A 16,708-nucleotide genomic window follows, 5' to 3' on the forward strand; every position below is an offset into this window, starting at 1 on the left:
GGGCTTATTCCACGGTCACGGACTTCGCCAGATTACGCGGCTGATCGACATCAGTGCCCATGAAGACGGCGGTGTGATAAGCGAGCAGCTGGATCGGCAGCGAGAAGATCATCGGCGCGATGATTTCGTCGACGACAGGCAGGGTGATGGTCGCCATGGTCGGTAGTTTCGAGGCGGCAGCACCGGCCTCGTCGGTGATGAAGATGATGCGGCCGCCGCGGGCTGCGACCTCCTGCATATTCGAGACGGTCTTTTCGAAGAAACGGTCGAAGGGGGCGATGACGATCACCGGCATGTTCTCGTCGATCAGCGCGATCGGCCCGTGCTTCAACTCGCCGGCGGCATAACCTTCGGCGTGGATATAGGAAATTTCCTTGAGCTTCAGCGCGCCTTCCATGGCGAGCGGGAAGCTGGTGCCGCGGCCGAGATAGAGCACGTCCTTGCACTTCGACAGTTCGCGCGACAGGCTTTCCATCTGCGGCTGGATGAGGTTCAAGACCCGGCTCATGATGCGCGGCATTTCGGCGAGGTGACGCACCAGCGCCCTTTCCTCCTCGGCACTGACCGTGCCGCGCGCCTTGCCGGCGCCGATCGCCAGCGATGCCAATACGGCCAGCTGGCAGGTGAAGGCCTTGGTCGAGGCGACGCCGATTTCGGGGCCGGCCATGATCGGGAAGACCGCGTCGGATTCGCGGGCGATCGTCGATTCGCGGACATTGACGACGGCGCCGATCTTCAGGCCGTTATCGCGGCAATAGCGCAGCGATGCCAGCGTATCGGCGGTCTCGCCGGACTGGGAGATGAAGAGCGCGGCCTGGGAGGGCGACAGCGGCATTTCGCGGTAGCGGAATTCGGAAGCGACGTCGATCTCGACAGGCAGACGGGCATAGCGCTCGAACCAGTATTTGCCGACGAGGCCGGCGAGATAGGCGGTGCCGCAGGCCGAGATCGCCAGGCCGGTCGCCGCCTTGAAATCGATCGCGGCGGCATTGGCGCCGATCGTGTTCTCGGCGAAATCGACGTAATGGCTGAGGGCGTGGGAGATCACCTCCGGCTGCTCGTAGATTTCCTTTTCCATGAAATGGCGGTGGTTGCCCTTGTCGACGACATAGGCGGTCGCCTGCGAGATCTGCCGGGCGCGCTTGACCGGCTTGCCGGCGAAATCGATGACGGCGACACCGTCCCGGGTGAGGACGGCGAAATCGCCGTCGACGAGATAGGTGATCTCGTTGGTGAAGGGCGAGAGCGCAATCGCATCCGAACCGAGGAACATCTCGCCGCGGCCGTAGCCGACGGCAAGCGGCGGGCCGGAACGGGCGGCCATGATCGTGCCGGGATCGGCCTTCAGCATGACGGCGAGCGCATAGGCGCCGGTCAGCCGGTTCAGCATCTGCAGCATGGCGGCGCGCGGCTCCAGGTCCTCGCGCAGGTATTTCGCCATCAGCTGGGCGACGACCTCGGTGTCGGTCTGGGTTTCGAAGACCGCGCCCTGCGCGGTCAGTTCGTCGCGCAGCTCGGAGAAGTTCTCGATGATGCCGTTATGGACGACGGCGACACCTTCGACGAAATGCGGATGGGCATTGGTTTCGTTGGGAACACCGTGGGTCGCCCAGCGCGTATGGGCAATGCCGACCAGGCCTGGCAGCGGCTCGGCGTCGAGGCGCTTTTCCAGATTGAACAGCTTGCCCTCAGCGCGGCGGCGATCCATCACCCCCTCATGAATGGTGGCGACGCCGGCGGAATCATAGCCGCGATATTCGAGACGCTTCAGCGCATCGACCAGACGCCCGGCTACAGGCTGCGTTCCGACGATCCCCACAATACCGCACATGTAATATCCCCATGAGCCTCTAACAATGAGGCCAGTCCTAACGATTTCCGCTTATTTCTCAATCACCTCGGCGGTCACTTTCAATTTCCGCCAGTTACGCAAAGCGGCCTTCAAGCCTTGACCTTCTTCGCCGCCTTGATGGCAAGCGCGCGCTCGCGCAGCAAGGATGCGCGGCCAGGCTTGACCTCCTGCCGGGCGCGGCCAAGCGCCAGCGCATCGGCCGGCACGTCGATGGTAATGACGCTGCCGGAGGCGATATAGGCGCCGTCGCCGATCGTCACCGGCGCGACCAGCGAGGAGTTGGAGCCGATGAAGGCGTTTTCGCCGATCACCGTCTCGGCCTTGTTGACGCCGTCATAATTGCAGGTGATCGTGCCGGCGCCGATATTGCTGCCGGCGCCGATGACGGCATCGCCGATATAGGTGAGATGGTTGACCTTGGCGCCCTCGCCGATCCGGCCGTTCTTGACCTCGCAGAAATTGCCGACCTTCGAACCATTGCCGAGATCGGCACCCGGCCGCAGCCGCGCGAAGGGGCCGACGGTCGCACCCTCACTGACATGGGCGCCTTCGATATGCGAGAAGGCATGGATGACGGCGCCGCTGTCGATCACCGCGCCGGGGCCGAAGACGACATTCGGCTCGATCAGCGCGTCCTGGCCGATGACGGTGTCGTAGGAGAGAAAGACCGTTTCCGGCGCAATCATGGTAACGCCCGAAAGCATCATCTCATGGCGGCGGCGCTCCTGCCAGAAGCGCTCGATGACGGCAAGTTCGGCCCGGGTGTTGCAGCCGGTCATCTCGATTTCAGGGGCGTCAACGGCGGTGACGCGGCCACCGAGCGAGCGGGCGATCTCGACGAGATCGGTCAGATAGAATTCGCCCTTGGCATTGGCATTGCCGATGCGCGACAGAAGATCGAGCGCCTTGCGGCCGTTGATCGCCATCAGCCCGCTGTTGCACCAGGTGACGGTTCGCTCGGCATCGGTCGCGTCCTTTTCCTCGCGGATGGCGATGAGTTCGCCGTCCTTGACGAGCAGGCGGCCGTAGCCGGTGGGGCGATCGGTGTGGAAGCCGATGACGACGATATCGCTGCCGTCGGCAAGTCCTTGGCGGGCTGCCTTCAGCGGCCCGTCGGTCTGCAGCGGCACGTCGCCATAGGTGACGAGAATATCGTCATAACCCTTGGCGATCGCCTCGCGCGCCGCCAGCACTGCATGGCCGGTGCCGAGGCGCTCTTTCTGCAGGCAGGCTTCGATGCCGACGCCGGCAATCGTTGCAGCCTTCGCCACCTCCTCGGCGTCGCGGCCGACGACGAGCGCGACGGAGGAAATGCCGGCGGAGGCGACCGCCTCGACCACATGGGCGATCATCGGCCGTCCGGCGACCGGATGCAGCACCTTCGATTTCGAGGATTTCATCCGCGTGCTGTCACCGGCGGCAAGGATGACGGCAAGACAAGTACGTTCCATGATCTGCTCCGCGAATCCACGCCATGAGGCGGCTTTGTTGCCTCATACTGCATAATTCCTGAAATCGGAATCGATTTTCGGAAAGCACGCTGGGTGGATTGAAAGTCTTTGCAGCGTGCTTTGCGCGCCCGAAAAGACGCGCGGTGCCCTCAGATCAGCAAAGCCTTTACGGGTGTTAAATTTCGGTCGAAATCGACACGATGACAGTGTCCGAACCGACGGCGGCAAAGGCCTCGTGCACATGGTGGCGGCCGTCCAGGATGACGAGCTCCATGGCGCGGCGCGCAGCAAGGCTGTCGCCGGAAACGATCGCATCGACGATGCGCATATGGGTGTCGGCGATATTGGCGAAGCCGTTTTCGGTGGGCGGCGTGCTCATACGGAACATGCCGACGAGGGCCGCCTCGATGAGGCTGCCGAGCGTGCGCATGAAGGGATTGTGCGAGGCTTCGGCGATCGCCAGGTGAAAGCGAAGGTCGGCAAGCGCCAGGCTGTCGGCCGTATGGCCGCTCGCCGCCATATCGAGCGCCAGTGCGCGCAGCGTCTCGATATCCTCGGCATTCGCCCGTTCGGCGACAAGGCCAGCGGCGAAGGGTTCGACGGCGAGACGGATATCGTAGAGCTGCAGCAGGAATTCTTCCGTCACGCCATTGTCGAAGTGCCAGGCGATGATCTCGCTGTCGAACATGTTCCAGAGGTTCTTCTCGGTCACACGCGTACCGACCCGCGCCTTGGCGACGACCATGCCCTTGGCGGCGAGGGTCTTCATCGTCTCGCGCAAGACGGTGCGGGACACCTTGAAGCGCTGCGCCAGTTCGGTATCGCCAGGCAGGATCGAGCCGACCGGATAGGTGCCGGCGACGATCGCCTTGCCGAGTTCGTCGACCACCTGCGCGTGGCTCGTCCGGGTTCTGCGCCCCGTCTTACGTGTCTCTTCCAATGTGTTGCGCAAGCGATCCCTCTCCCCTTCAGGCGTACCTCTTGTTCAGACTGGAAACGAACAGGATGGCTTTCTGCATCAGGATGAATGCAAACAGCAGAAGCCCAATCAGGATCTTGGTCCACCAGCTCGACAGCGTGCCGTCGAAGGTGATGTAGGTCTGAATGAGCCCCTGGATCAGGATACCGATCAAGGTTCCCGCCACGAATCCCGCTCCTCCGGTCAGCAGCGTCCCCCCAATGACAACCGCCGCGATGGCATCGAGTTCGACGCCGACTGCTGCAAGAGAATATCCGGCAGAGGTGTACAGCGAAAAAACGATCCCGGATAGGCCTGCCAGAAAGCCCGACAGCGCATAAATCTGGATTGTCGTGAGTCCCACAGGCACGCCCATCAGCCGCGCCGTCTGCGGGCCGCCGCCGAGCGCATAGACATTGGTGCCGAAGCGGGTGCGCTGGGCGATGAAAATGCCGGCGGCAAAGACCAGAAGCATGATGCCGCCGATCAGCGTCAGCCGGCCGCCTCCGGGCAGCCGCCAATAGAGGCTCGTCAGCGTCGAATAATATTCGTGGTCGATCGGGATGCTGTCGATCGAAAGCACGAAGGCCATGCCCCGCGCCAGGAACATGCCGGCGAGGGTGACGATGAAGGCCGGCATTTCCAGATAGTGGATGATTGCGCCCATGACTGCGCCGAAGGCGGTGGTGATGACGAGCACCAGCGCGAAGGCAAGCAACGGATGGATCGCCGTCTTCTGCAGGATCACCGCGAGGAAGACGCCGGTGAAGGCGATGATCGAACCGATCGACAGATCGATACCGCCTGAGATGATGACGAAGGTCATGCCGACGGCGGCGATCCCAAGGAAGGCGTTGTCGGTCAGAAGATTACCGATGACGCGGGTCGACAGCATGTTCGGATATTGCAGCGTGCAGCCGGCATAGGCGAGCACGAAGATGACGATGGTCGCCAGCAGCGGCAGGTATTTGGAGTTCATTTCGGCTGCTCCCTTCCGCCCTGCCGGCGGCTGGCGAAGATGGCGAGCGACTGCACCGCCGGCGACTGGATGACGAGGATGACGATAATGATGACCGCCTTGATGATCAGGTTGAATTCGGGCGGGAAGCCGGAGGACAGGATGCCGGTATTCACCGCCTGGATGATCATCGCACCGATCAGCGATCCGAGAATGCTGAAGCGGCCGCCGAGCAGTGAATTGCCGCCGACGACGACGGCGAGGATGGCGTCGAGTTCGAGCCACAGGCCGGCATTGTTGGCATCGGCGCCCTTGATGTCGGCCGCGACGATGATGCCGGCGATCGAGGCGCAGAGCCCGCTCAGCATATAGACCGCCATCAGCAGCACCGGCGTTTGAATGCCGGACAGCGTGCTGGCGCGGCGATTGATGCCGACGGCCTCGATCAGCATGCCGAGCGCAGTCCGGCGGACGAGCAGGATGACGAGCAGGCCGACGAGAAGCCAGATGACGACGGGCATCGGCAGGAGGGCCATGGAGCCACTGCCGAAGAAGGTCAGCCCGTCATCGTTGAAGGTCAAAATGGCGCCTTCGGTGATGAGCTGGGCGATGCCGCGACCGGCGACCATCAGCACCAGCGTGGCGATGATCGGCTGGATATTGAGGACAGCCACCAGGAAACCGTTCCAGACGCCACAGGCAATGCCGATCGCCAACGTCAGGATAATGGTGTAGGCCACTGAATTTCCTGAGACAATCGACGATGCGGCAACCGCACCACAGATGGCGATAACAGCGCCGACGGACAGATCGATGCCCTTGGTGGCGATGACCAGCGTCATACCGATCGCCAGCAACGCCACCGGCGCGCCGCGGTTCAGCACGTCGATCAGGCTGCCATAGAGGCGGCCGTTTTGCACCACGACATTAAAAAACTGCGGTGACGTGATGAAATTCAACAAAAGAATGACAACAAGCGCAATCAATTGCGGCGCCAGGCGATAAGCCAGCGCGTTCAGCGAGGACCTCATGCCTCCTCCATCTTATGCTCGGCCGCGGCGATGGCATCGACGATGCCGGCGGCCGTGATCCGTTCGCCTGTGAGTTCGGCGATATGCTGCCTGTCGCGAAGCACGATGACACGTGAACTATAGGCGACAAGCTCTTCAAGTTCCGAGGAAATCACGATCAGCGACATGCCTTCGCCGCAGAGCTGCTCGATCAGCCGGATGATCTCGGCATGGGCGCCGACATCGATGCCGCGGGTCGGCTCGTCGAGGATGAGAAATTTCGGATTGGTCGCCAGCCAGCGGGCGAGGATCGCCTTCTGCTGGTTGCCGCCGGAAAGCAGCCGGATCGGCTTCTCGCGGTCGGTGGTGCGGATATCGAGCGCCTTGATGTAACGGTCGGCAAGCGCATTCTGCTCGGTGCGCGACAGCGGCCGCGTCCAGCCGCGGCGGGCCTGCAGCGCAAGCGCAATGTTCTCCCGGATCGACAGGTCGCCGACGATGCCGTCGGTCTTGCGGTCCTCGGGGCAGAAGCCGAAGCCCTTTTCGATGGCCGCGCGCGGGCTCGAAAGCGTCACCGGCTGGCCGTCGATCGTGGCGCTGCCGCTGTCGGCATGCTCGACGCCGAAGAGAAGTTCGGCGGTTTCGGTGCGGCCGGAGCCGAGCAGCCCGGCAACGCCGACCACCTCGCCGGCGCGCACGTCGAGATCGAAAGGCTTGACCTTGCCGCGCTTGCCGTAACCCGAGAAGCGATAGCGAACCTCGCCGGCGGCATGGCTGTGTTCCCTGACCGTCTCCTCGACATGCGCCAGTTCGCGGCCGAGCATCATGGCGATCAGGCCCTGGCGCGGCAGATCGGTGGCGTCGCGGGTGCCGACGAGCTTGCCGTTGCGCAGCACGGTGATCCGGTCGCTGATCGCATAGACTTGCTCAAGAAAATGGGTAATGAAAACAATTCCGAGACCGCGTTTCTTCAGGTCCTCGATGATGCGGAAGAGCAGTGCCACTTCCTGGTTGTCGAGGCTTGCCGTCGGCTCGTCCAATATCAGAACCTTGCCGGAAAGATCGACGGCGCGGGCGATGGCGACCACCTGCTGGACGGCGACGGAGAAGCGGCCAAGCTCGGCGGTGACGTCGATATCGATGCCGTAGCCGGCCAGCAGTTCGCGCGCCTTGCGGTTCATCGCGCGCACATCGGTCATGCCGAAACGCCTTGGCTGGCGTCCGAGAAAGAGATTTTCGGCGACGCTCAGATTGGCCAGCAGGTTGACCTCCTGGTAGACCGTGCCGATGCCGAGCTTCTGGGCGGCGAGCGTGTTGGCCGGATTGATTTCCTGGCCGTCGAGCGTCAGGCTGCCCTCGTCACGATGATAGGCGCCGGTGATGCATTTGATCAGTGTCGATTTGCCGGCACCGTTCTCGCCCAGCAATGCGTGCACCTCGCCCTTGCGCAGCGTGAAATCGACCTTGTCCAACGCCACTGCGCCGGGAAAGAATTTCGATATTCCTGAGGCCGCGAGAACGTTCTCGAAATCGTGAATCATAAGGGTGTGTTATCCTGATATTGACGGCGAAAGCCGCGCCGCGGCCGGACATGACGTCCCAAGGCGGCAAGGCAGTTCCGCACCGGTCCATGACGGGCCGGTGCGGTTCTACAGCGCTTGAATGCTGCATCTTTCACCCAAATCGATCTCGATTTGAGGTTATGCAGCGGTGTCAAATCAGATCAGTAGCCCTGACCCTTCTTCTCTTCGTAGACCTTCATCGGCTCGTCGGCAGGGGTGTAGAGCTTGGATTCGGTCTGGATCCACTTCGCCGGAGCCTTCTTGTCCTTCAGGTAGGCATCGAGGGCATCGAAGGCCGGGCCTGCCATGTTCGGGGTCAGTTCGACCGTGGCATTGGCTTCGCCTTCGGACATCGCCTTGAAGATATCGGGAACGGCGTCGATCGAGACGACGAGGATATCCTTGCCGGGCTTCAGGCCGGCTTCCTTGATCGCCTGGATGGCGCCGACGGCCATGTCGTCATTATGGGCGTAGAGTGCGCAGATATCCTTGCCGCCATTCTCGGCCTTCAGGAAGCTTTCCATGACTTCCTTGCCCTTGGTGCGGGTGAAGTCGCCAGTCTGGCTGCGAACGATCTTGAGGTTGTCGTGGCCGGCAAGAGCTTCTTCGAAGCCCTTCTTGCGGGCGATGGCCGGCGACGAACCGGTCGTGCCCTGCAGCTCGACGACGTTGCACTTCTTGTCGCCAACGGTCTTGACCAGGAAGTCACCGGCAACCTTGCCTTCGTGGACGAGATCCGAGGTGACAGCCGTCAGGTAGAGATCATCAGGAGCCTTGATGGTGCGGTCGAGAAGGATGACCGGAATCTTGGCTTCCTTGGCTTCCTTGAGAACGTCGTCCCAGCCGGTTTCGACGACCGGAGCAATGAGGATGGCATCGACGCCCTGAGCAATGAAGGAGCGCAGTGCCTTGATCTGATTTTCCTGCTTCTGCTGCGCATCGGCAAACTTCAGATCGATGCCGCGCTTCTTGGCCTGTTCCTTGGTGACGGTCGTTTCAGCCGCGCGCCAGCCCGATTCCGAGCCGATCTGCGAGAAGCCGACGGTCAGTCCGCCGGCCGAAGCCGAACCGAACATGCAGGCAGCAAGAATCGTGGCACTCAAAAGTGCAGTCTTCAATTTCATGATTTCCTCCCAAGCCGCGTCTCGCGGCGCAGGGTCAAAAAATCATATAGTATTACTTTTGTAAATCGGAATCTTTGCATGCACCGCAGCAAAAAAAAGAGCGCCCCACAGGGCGCTCTTCGCAACTGCGAATTGAGTGCGGTTTATTTCCCCGGCAGCTTGTCGTCGACCCCTTCGACATAGAAATTCATGCCAAGCAGCGTGCCGTCATCCGCCTTCTCGCCGGCCTTCAGCCAGGGCGTGCCGTCCTGCTTGTTGATCGGGCCGGTGAAGGGATGCAGTTCGCCTGACTTGATCTTGGCTTCGGTTTCCTCGGCCATCTTCTTCACGTCGTCAGGCATGTTGGTATAGGGCGCCATCTTCAGGATGCCGTCCTTCAGACCGTCCCAGCTCTGCTCGGACTTCCAGGTGCCGTCCAGAAGCGCGTGAACGCGCTTGGAGTAGTAGGTGCCCCAGGTATCGACGATCGCAGTCAGCTGCGCCTTGGGGCCGGCTGCGATCATGTCGGATGCCTGACCGAAGGCATGGATGCCGCGTTCTTCGGCAACCTGCATCGGCGCGGTCGTATCGGTGTGCTGGGTCAAGACGTCGACGCCCTGGTCGACCATCGCCTTGGCGGCATCGGCTTCCTTGCCGGGATCGAACCAGGTGTTGACCCAGATGACCTTCAGCTTGAAGCTCGGATCGATCGACTTGGCGCCCTGCTCGAAGGAGTTGATGCCCATCACCACTTCCGGGATCGGGAAGGAGGCGATGTAGGCGGCACCATGATTCTTCGAGGTCTTGGCGGCGATCTGGCCGAGGATGTAGCGGCCTTCGTAGAAGCGCGAATTGTAGGTGGCGAGGTTGGGGCCGGACTTGTAGCCGGTGCCGTGCTCGAACTTGACCTTCGGGAACTTGGCGGCGACCTTGACCGTCGCATCCATGAAGCCGAAGGACGTCGTGAAGATCAGCTTGCAGCCGGAACGGGCAAGGCGTTCGATGGCGCGCTCGGCGTCCGGGCCTTCCGGCACGTTTTCGAGGTAAGGCGTTTCGATCTTGTCGCCGAATTCGGCCTGGACCTGCTGGCGGCCGAGATCGTGGGCCTGCGAATAACCGCCATCGGTGTGCGAACCGACATAGACGAAGCAGACCTTCGTCTTATCGGCGGCTTGAGCGGCCGACGAGATGCCGATCACGGCGGCGGCCGAGGCGGCGAGTGTCAATGCGTATTTCTTCATGGGAACCCCTGTTGGTTTGAAGTTGTTGCGGAAACCCGTCTTTATCGTGTTGCCTTATCGCTCCGGCACGAAGGCTTTTCCGAGCGAGGCGGGCGTATTGATCAACGTCGTGCGCCGATTATGAGAAATGATGATGAGAACCACAATAGTCGCGGCATAGGGCAGCATCGAGAGGAACTGCGAGGGAATGCCGAGACCGAAGGCCTGCGCGTGCAGCTGCAGGATGGTGACCGCGCCGAAGAGATAACCGCCGGTAAAGACCCGCCACGGCCGCCAGGAGGCGAAGACCACCAGCGCCAGCGTGATCCAGCCGCGCCCCGCCGACATGTTCTCCGCCCATTGCGGGGTGTAGACGAGCGACAGCTGGGCGCCGGCAAGGCCGGCGCAGGCGCCGCCGAACATCACCGCCAGATAGCGTGTGCGGATAACCTGAATGCCGAGCGCATGGGCCGAAGCGTGACTGTCGCCGATCGCTCTCAGCTTCAGCCCGGCGCGGCTGCGGAAGAGGAACCAGCTGACGCCGACCACAAGCGCAATCGACAGGTAGAAGATCAGATCCTGCCGGAAGAGAACATGGCCGATGACCGGAAGATCCGACAGGACCGGAATGACGATCTCTCCCAGCCGGATGCCGGGAACGCTGACATAGGCCTCGCCGAGCATGCCTGAGGCGCCGAGACCAAGAAGGGTGAGCGCCAGCCCTGTCGCCACCTGATTTGCCACCAGCGTCAGCGTCAGGAAAGCGAAGAGAAGCGAGAAAAGCGCGCCTGCCGCAATGCCGCAGACGATGCCGACATAGGGCGAGCCCGACATTTGCGCGCCGGCAAAAGCGGCAACCGCGCCCATGATCATCATGCCTTCGACACCGAGATTGAGAACGCCGGAACGCTCGGTGACGAGTTCGCCTAGCGCGGCGATGACGAGCGGCGTCGAGGCGGTAATCACCGTCAGCAGAATCGCTTCGAAGATGCTCATGCCGCGCCCCTGACCCGCGACCAGACGATGCGGATTTTGTAATAGATCAGCGTATCGCAGGAGAGCACGAAGAAGAGCAGCAACCCCTGGAAAACGCGGGTGACCTTGTCGGAAACGCCGAGCGACAGCTGTGCGGCCTCGCCGCCGAGATAGGTGAGCGCCAGCACCAGGCCGGAGGCGATGATGCCGAGCGGATTGAGGCGGCCCAAGAAGGCGACGATGATGGCGGTGAAGCCGTAGCCCGGCGAGATCGCCGGCTGCAGATGGCCGATCGAGCCGGAGACCTCGGCTATCCCGGCAAGGCCGGCAAGAGCGCCGGAGAAGAGGAAGCTGAACCAGATCATCTTCTTCGAGGAGAAGCCGGCAAAACGCCCTGCCCGCTCCGATTGGCCGAGCACGACGATCTCGAAGCCTTTTAGCGTATAACGCAGCATGAACCAGACGCCGACCGCGGCGACAATGGCGAAGATGAAGGCCCAATGCGCCCGGCCCGATTCTTCCCAGATTGCCGGCAGCACCGCCTCAGGCGCGAAATCACGCGAGACCGGAAAGTTGAAACCCTGCGGATCGCGCCAGGCGCCGCGGATCAGCCAATCGAGAAAGAGCTGGGCGATATAGACCAGCATCAGCGATGTCAGGATCTCATTGGTGTTGAAATGCGCCTTCAACAGCGCCGGAATGGCGGCGAACAACGCGCCGCCAAGCGCGCCAAGGATCAGCATCAGCGGCAGCACCAGCGGCGAATGCCAGTCGTAGAAGACGATCGGCAGATAGGAGCCGGTGATGGCGCCAATGGTGAACTGGCCTTCGGCGCCGATATTCCAATTGTTCGAGCGATAGCAGACTGCCAGGCCGACGGCGATCAGGATCAGCGGTGCGGCCTTGATCGCCAGTTCGTGCAGCGACCAGACCTCAAGCAGCGGCTCGACGAAGAAGGCGTCCAGCGCCTCGACCGGATCCTTGCCGAGCATGGCAAACATGATGGCGCCGAAGGCAAGCGTCAGGGCAAGGGCCAGCAGCGGCGAGACGAAGGCGAAGAGCTTCGAGACGTCGGGGCGTTTTTCGAGCTCAATGCGCATGGGCCGCCTCCGCGACAGAGCCCGTTTCGTGCAGGCCGCCCATCAGCAGGCCGATCCTTTCGCGCGTCAGTTCGCCGGCCGGATAGGGCCTGGAAAGCCGTCCCTCGGAGATGACGGCAATTTCCGTCGCCACTTCGAAGATCTCGTCGAGATCCTGGCTGATCACGACGACGGCGGAGCCGGCCTTTGCGAGATCGACGAGCGCCTGGCGGATGCGGCTGGCAGCCCCGGCATCGACGCCCCAGGTCGGCTGATTGACGACGAGCACGGCCGGCTGGCGGTCGAGTTCGCGGCCGACGATGAATTTTTGCAGATTGCCGCCGGAAAGCGAGCCGGCGGCCGGATCGTCGCCGCTCTTGCGCACATCCATCGCCTCTGAAATCCGCCGCGCAGCACATTTTACCGCGCCGTGGCGGATGATGCCGAGCACGCCGAGAAAGGCTTTCCGATCCGACTGACTGCGGGCGAGCACCAGATTGTCCGACAGTTTCATGGCAGAAACGGCGGCATGGCCGTGCCGTTCCTCCGGCACGAAGCCGGCGCCGAGCAGGCGGCGGGCGGTGATGCCCTCAGTGCCCACCGGCTTCTTGCGGATGACGATCGCCTCGGCCGACGCGACCGGATATTCGCCGGAGAGCGCATCGAAAAGCTCGCTCTGGCCGTTGCCGGCAACACCGGCAATGGCGAGGATTTCGCCAGCGCGCACGGCCATCGAGACATCGCGGAGCGGCATGGCGAAAGGCGTGCGCGCTGAAACCGACAGGTTGGCAACGGCAAGCTGCACGTCGCCCTTGTCACTGCGCTCCGGATGGGTGACGGTCGCCACCTCGCTGCCCACCATCATGCGGGCAAGCGAGGCGGGCGTTTCCTGCTTCGGATCGCAGGCGCCGGTGACGCGGCCATGGCGCAGCACGGTGGCGCGGTCGCAAATGCGCTGCACCTCTTCCAGCCGGTGGCTGATATAGAGAACCGAACGGCCTTCGGCCCGCAGCTTGAACAGCGTCTCGAACAGCCTGTCGGCCTCCTGCGGCGTCAGCACCGATGTCGGCTCGTCGAGAATGATCAGCTTCGGGTTCTGCAGCAGCGCACGGACGATTTCGATGCGCTGGCGTTCGCCGACCGAGAGATCGGCGACATGGGCATGCGGGTCGAGCGGCAGGCCGTAGGCTTGCGACAGCGCCCTCGCCTCCTCGGCGATCCTGTCGATCGGGATGGCGTCATCGAGCGACAGGGCGATGTTTTCGGCAACCGTCAGCGCCTCGAACAGCGAAAAATGCTGGAACACCATGCCGATGCCGAGCTTGCGGGCCTCACCCGGGGAGGTGATCGAAACCGGCTTGCCCTGCCAGAGGATATGCCCATGCGTCGGCTCCAGAACGCCGAACAGCATCTTCACCAGGGTGGATTTGCCTGCGCCATTTTCGCCGAGAAGCGCGTGAATTTCACCCGGCGCAATATCGAGATCGATTTCATTGCAGGCGGCAAAGCCACCGAAAAACTTCGTCAGCTTCTGGACGGATAATAACGCACCGGCTTCCGGCACATTCAATGGCGACACGTTCCCCTCATTTCTTCTGCCGATCGGTCCGTTCGGATCTCATGGAATCAGCAGCGTCGTTCCTGTTGTTTTTCTTGTTTCCAGATCCGCGTGAGCCCGCCCAACCTCACGCAACGGATAGGTTTGATTGACATTGATACGCACTTTGTTGCTTTGCACAACATCAAATAGCGCCTTGGCGCTGTCGATCAGCTCCTGGCGTGCGGCGATATAAGTGAAGAGCGTCGGCCGCGTCGCAAACAGCGAGCCCTTCTGCGCCAGCGCGGCAAGGCTGAAATTCTCGATCGGCCCGGAGGATTGGCCGAAAGAGGCAAAAAGGCCGCGCGACTTCAGGCAGTCGAGCGATTGTGGAAAAGTATCCCGGCCGATCGAATCATAGACGACATCGACGCCCTTGCCTGAGGTGATCTCGCGGACCCGGACGGCGAAGTCTTCACTCTTGTAGTTGATCACATGGTCATAACCATGGGCGAGCGCCAGCGCGATCTTGTCCTCCGAGCCCGCCGTGCCGATGACGATGGCGCCGAGCGCCTTTGCCCATTGGCCGGCGATCAGCCCGACACCGCCGGCGGCAGCATGGAACAAGAGGACCGTCCCGGGCCCCACCTTGAAGGTGCGGTTCAAGAGATATTCGGCGGTCATGCCCTTCAGCATCATCGCCGCTGCCGTTTCAAGCTCGATGCCATCAGGCACATGCACCAGATGGCGCGTTTCGATATTACGCTCGACGCTATAGGCGCCGTCGGCGCTGGCATAGGCGACACGGTCGCCGATCTTGAAATCCGTAACACCGGGGCCGACCGCCGTGACGGTGCCGGCGCCCTCCTTACCGGCGACGAAGGGCAGATGCGGCGCCTTATAGGTGCCGTTGCGGAAATAGACATCGATGAAATTCAGGCCGACTGCCGCCTGTCTAAGCTGCACCTCACCGGCCGAAGGCGGCGGCAGATCGAGTTCGACATAGTCGAAAACCTCCGGCCCGCCTGTCTTCGAGAATGAAACCGCCTGTGTCTTCGTCATTTGCCTGTCCTCAAGCTTCGCGTCCGAGAGCGGGGAAGAATTGCAGCACCGCGCCGATGACGTAAAGATAGAGCCCGGTCACGATGAAGAGAATGAGCGCCCATTCCGGCGTGTCGAAGTGCATCAGCAATGACAAAATGCCGAGCGCCGACCACAGGAAGAAGACGCCGAGATTGAGCGGACGCAGCCTTTTGACGCGGACCGGGTGGAGGAAATTGATCGGCAGGAAGGTCAACACCACCGAAATCGTCACGACGGCGAGCGCCGTCGTCGCGCTGGCATCGATGACGAACAGGGTGAAGACGATCATGTTCCAGACGACGGGAAAGCCGGAGAAGAAGTACTCGTCGGTCTTCATGCCCATATCGGCATAATAGATGGCGCTGGAAACGACGATCATGCCGGCGGCGACGAAGGACCAGGGCTCGCCGATCATGCCGCTCTGATAGAGCGCGAAAGCCGGCAGCAGCACATAGGTGACGTAGTCGATGATGTTGTCGAGCGTATCGCCAGACCAGTTCGGCAGCACTTCCTTGACGCGCACCTTGCGGGCGATCGGCCCGTCTATGCCGTCGACCAGCAGGGCCAGACCCAGCCACCAGAACATGTCGATGAAGCGGTGTTCGGCGGCGGCAACGACGCCGAGAAAGGCCAGGAAAGAACCGGAGGCCGTCAGGATATGGACAGAAAAGGCGCGCATCTCCGCGTAAGGAACGCGTTTGTACTTAAAAATCTTCATATTCCCCCGACCGCCCTATCACGCTCGCCCCGGCAAGCTTGTTTTTTGCCAACCATCACCGGCCCCCTCTTTCCTGAATCGGGACCCGACGCCGTAGGTCTTTGTTGTCGCACCGTTTTTGCCGAAAACCGGCGTGCAGTCCAGGCGCGCCGCCCTAATATGCATCCTTTGCCGGGCTTCGCCAGCGGGAAATACGACATTGCCCGCTGCCCCCTGGTTGGCCATTGAATCCTGACAATGACATGCATATTTCCCTTCAGGAGCACTGCGTGGAATGGAATGCCTTTAATTCGAGCCCGATATGTAATATCTGCCTCGCATCCGACAGTTCATCCGACGAAACGGGATCCGCTACCGCAATGAACGCGCCTGCAAAGACCGAAGACTTCGCCTCGTCCATCCCCGCCGGCGTCTACGCCGAGACGGTGCTTTCCGTGACGCATTACACCGACCGGCTCTTCCGCTTCACGATGACCCGGCCGCAGGGCTTCCGTTTCCGTTCCGGCGAATTCGCGATGATCGGCCTGATGGTCGAGGGCAAGCCGGTCTTCCGCGCCTATTCGATCGCCAGCCCTGCCTGGGCCGAAGAGCTCGAATTCTTCTCGATCAAGGTGCCGGACGGCCCGCTGACCTCGCATCTGCAGGCGATCAAGCCGGGCGACCAGGTGCTGATGCGCAAGAAGCCGACGGGCACGCTGGTGCTCGACGCGCTGACGCCGGGCCGCCGTCTCTATATGTTCTCGACGGGAACGGGCATTGCGCCCTTCGCCAGCCTGATCCGCGATCCCGAGACCTATGAAAAATTCGAGGAAGTCATCCTCACCCATACGACCCGCGATGTCGCCGAGCTGAAATACGGCTTTGACCTCGTCGAGGAGATTCAGAACGACGAGTTGCTGAAGGAAGTCGTCGGCGACAAGCTGCGCCACTACGCGACCGTCACCCGCGAAGATTTCGAATATCGCGGCCGCATCACCGACCTGATCTCCTCCGGCAAGCTGTTTACCGATCTCGGCGTGCCGCCGCTCGATCCGGCGATCGACCGCGGCATGATCTGCGGCTCCTCGGCCATGCTGAAGGACACCAAGGAACTGCTTGAAAAGGCCGGCCTCGATGAAGGCGCCAACAGCAAGCCCGCCGAATTCGTCATCGAACGCGCTTTCGTCGGCTGACGTTTTCACTGGCAATAAGATTTGAAAATG

14 protein-coding genes are annotated in these 16,708 nt (G+C 61.9%); 1 reads left to right on the forward strand and 13 read right to left on the reverse strand.

Annotation, left to right across the window (positions count from 1 at the left end; translation table 11 throughout):
• Positions 1 to 4: 4 nt before the first annotated feature.
• The 13 genes from glmS to pcsA all read right to left on the reverse strand — a co-directional run bounded on the left by glmS (position 5) and on the right by pcsA (position 15,506).
• Positions 5 to 1,831, reverse strand: a complete 1,827-nt coding sequence (glmS, locus tag QMO80_RS02455) for a glutamine--fructose-6-phosphate transaminase (isomerizing) (protein ID WP_283198752.1) — start codon at positions 1,829 to 1,831, stop codon at positions 5 to 7.
• Positions 1,832 to 1,941: 110 nt separating this feature from the next.
• Positions 1,942 to 3,303, reverse strand: coding sequence for a bifunctional UDP-N-acetylglucosamine diphosphorylase/glucosamine-1-phosphate N-acetyltransferase GlmU (gene glmU / locus QMO80_RS02460; protein ID WP_283198753.1), 1,362 nt, complete (start codon positions 3,301 to 3,303; stop codon positions 1,942 to 1,944).
• Positions 3,304 to 3,478: 175 nt separating this feature from the next.
• Positions 3,479 to 4,255: a FadR/GntR family transcriptional regulator gene (locus QMO80_RS02465; protein WP_283198754.1), complete on the reverse strand. Its 777-nt coding sequence runs from the start codon at positions 4,253 to 4,255 to the stop codon at positions 3,479 to 3,481.
• Between the two features lie 16 nt (positions 4,256 to 4,271).
• Entirely contained in the window at positions 4,272 to 5,240 is a 969-nt protein-coding gene (yjfF, locus tag QMO80_RS02470) for a galactofuranose ABC transporter, permease protein YjfF (protein WP_283198755.1), read from the reverse strand.
• Positions 5,237 to 6,250: an ABC transporter permease gene (locus QMO80_RS02475; protein WP_283198756.1), complete on the reverse strand. Its 1,014-nt coding sequence runs from the start codon at positions 6,248 to 6,250 to the stop codon at positions 5,237 to 5,239. Before QMO80_RS02475 ends, yjfF begins: the two co-directional genes overlap by 4 nt.
• On the reverse strand, positions 6,247 to 7,770 hold the full coding sequence (ytfR, locus tag QMO80_RS02480; RefSeq protein WP_283198757.1) for a galactofuranose ABC transporter, ATP-binding protein YtfR: 1,524 nt from the start codon (positions 7,768 to 7,770) through the stop codon (positions 6,247 to 6,249). The genes QMO80_RS02475 and ytfR overlap by 4 nt, the downstream gene beginning before the upstream one ends.
• 182 nt (positions 7,771 to 7,952) lie before the next feature.
• Complete coding sequence (gene ytfQ, locus QMO80_RS02485) at positions 7,953 to 8,915, reverse strand: galactofuranose ABC transporter, galactofuranose-binding protein YtfQ (protein ID WP_283198758.1); 963 nt, start codon at positions 8,913 to 8,915, stop codon at positions 7,953 to 7,955.
• A 143-nt stretch (positions 8,916 to 9,058) separates the two neighbouring features.
• Entirely contained in the window at positions 9,059 to 10,135 is a 1,077-nt protein-coding gene (locus QMO80_RS02490; protein ID WP_283198759.1) for a BMP family ABC transporter substrate-binding protein, read from the reverse strand.
• A gap of 54 nt (positions 10,136 to 10,189) precedes the next feature.
• Positions 10,190 to 11,110 (reverse strand): ABC transporter permease, encoded by a 921-nt coding sequence (locus QMO80_RS02495; protein WP_283198760.1) that lies wholly within the window; start codon positions 11,108 to 11,110, stop codon positions 10,190 to 10,192.
• Entirely contained in the window at positions 11,107 to 12,189 is a 1,083-nt protein-coding gene (locus tag QMO80_RS02500; protein ID WP_283198761.1) for an ABC transporter permease, read from the reverse strand. The genes QMO80_RS02495 and QMO80_RS02500 overlap by 4 nt, the downstream gene beginning before the upstream one ends.
• Positions 12,179 to 13,747, reverse strand: coding sequence for an ABC transporter ATP-binding protein (locus QMO80_RS02505; RefSeq protein WP_283198762.1), 1,569 nt, complete (start codon positions 13,745 to 13,747; stop codon positions 12,179 to 12,181). The genes QMO80_RS02500 and QMO80_RS02505 overlap by 11 nt, the downstream gene beginning before the upstream one ends.
• A 39-nt stretch (positions 13,748 to 13,786) precedes the next feature.
• Positions 13,787 to 14,767 carry a quinone oxidoreductase gene (locus QMO80_RS02510; RefSeq protein WP_283198763.1) on the reverse strand — a complete coding sequence of 327 codons (981 nt, stop codon included), beginning with the start codon at positions 14,765 to 14,767 and terminating at the stop codon, positions 13,787 to 13,789.
• A 10-nt stretch (positions 14,768 to 14,777) separates the two neighbouring features.
• Complete coding sequence (pcsA, locus tag QMO80_RS02515) at positions 14,778 to 15,506, reverse strand: phosphatidylcholine synthase (RefSeq protein WP_283198764.1); 729 nt, start codon at positions 15,504 to 15,506, stop codon at positions 14,778 to 14,780.
• A 359-nt stretch (positions 15,507 to 15,865) separates the two neighbouring features.
• Here pcsA and QMO80_RS02520 point away from each other — a divergent pair, with 359 nt between their 5' ends.
• Positions 15,866 to 16,678 carry a ferredoxin--NADP reductase gene (locus QMO80_RS02520; RefSeq protein ID WP_283198765.1) on the forward strand — a complete coding sequence of 271 codons (813 nt, stop codon included), beginning with the start codon at positions 15,866 to 15,868 and terminating at the stop codon, positions 16,676 to 16,678.
• The last annotated feature ends 30 nt before the right edge of the window (positions 16,679 to 16,708 follow it).

The organism is Rhizobium sp. BT03 (genome assembly GCF_030053155.1).
GTDB lineage: Bacteria > Pseudomonadota > Alphaproteobacteria > Rhizobiales > Rhizobiaceae > Rhizobium.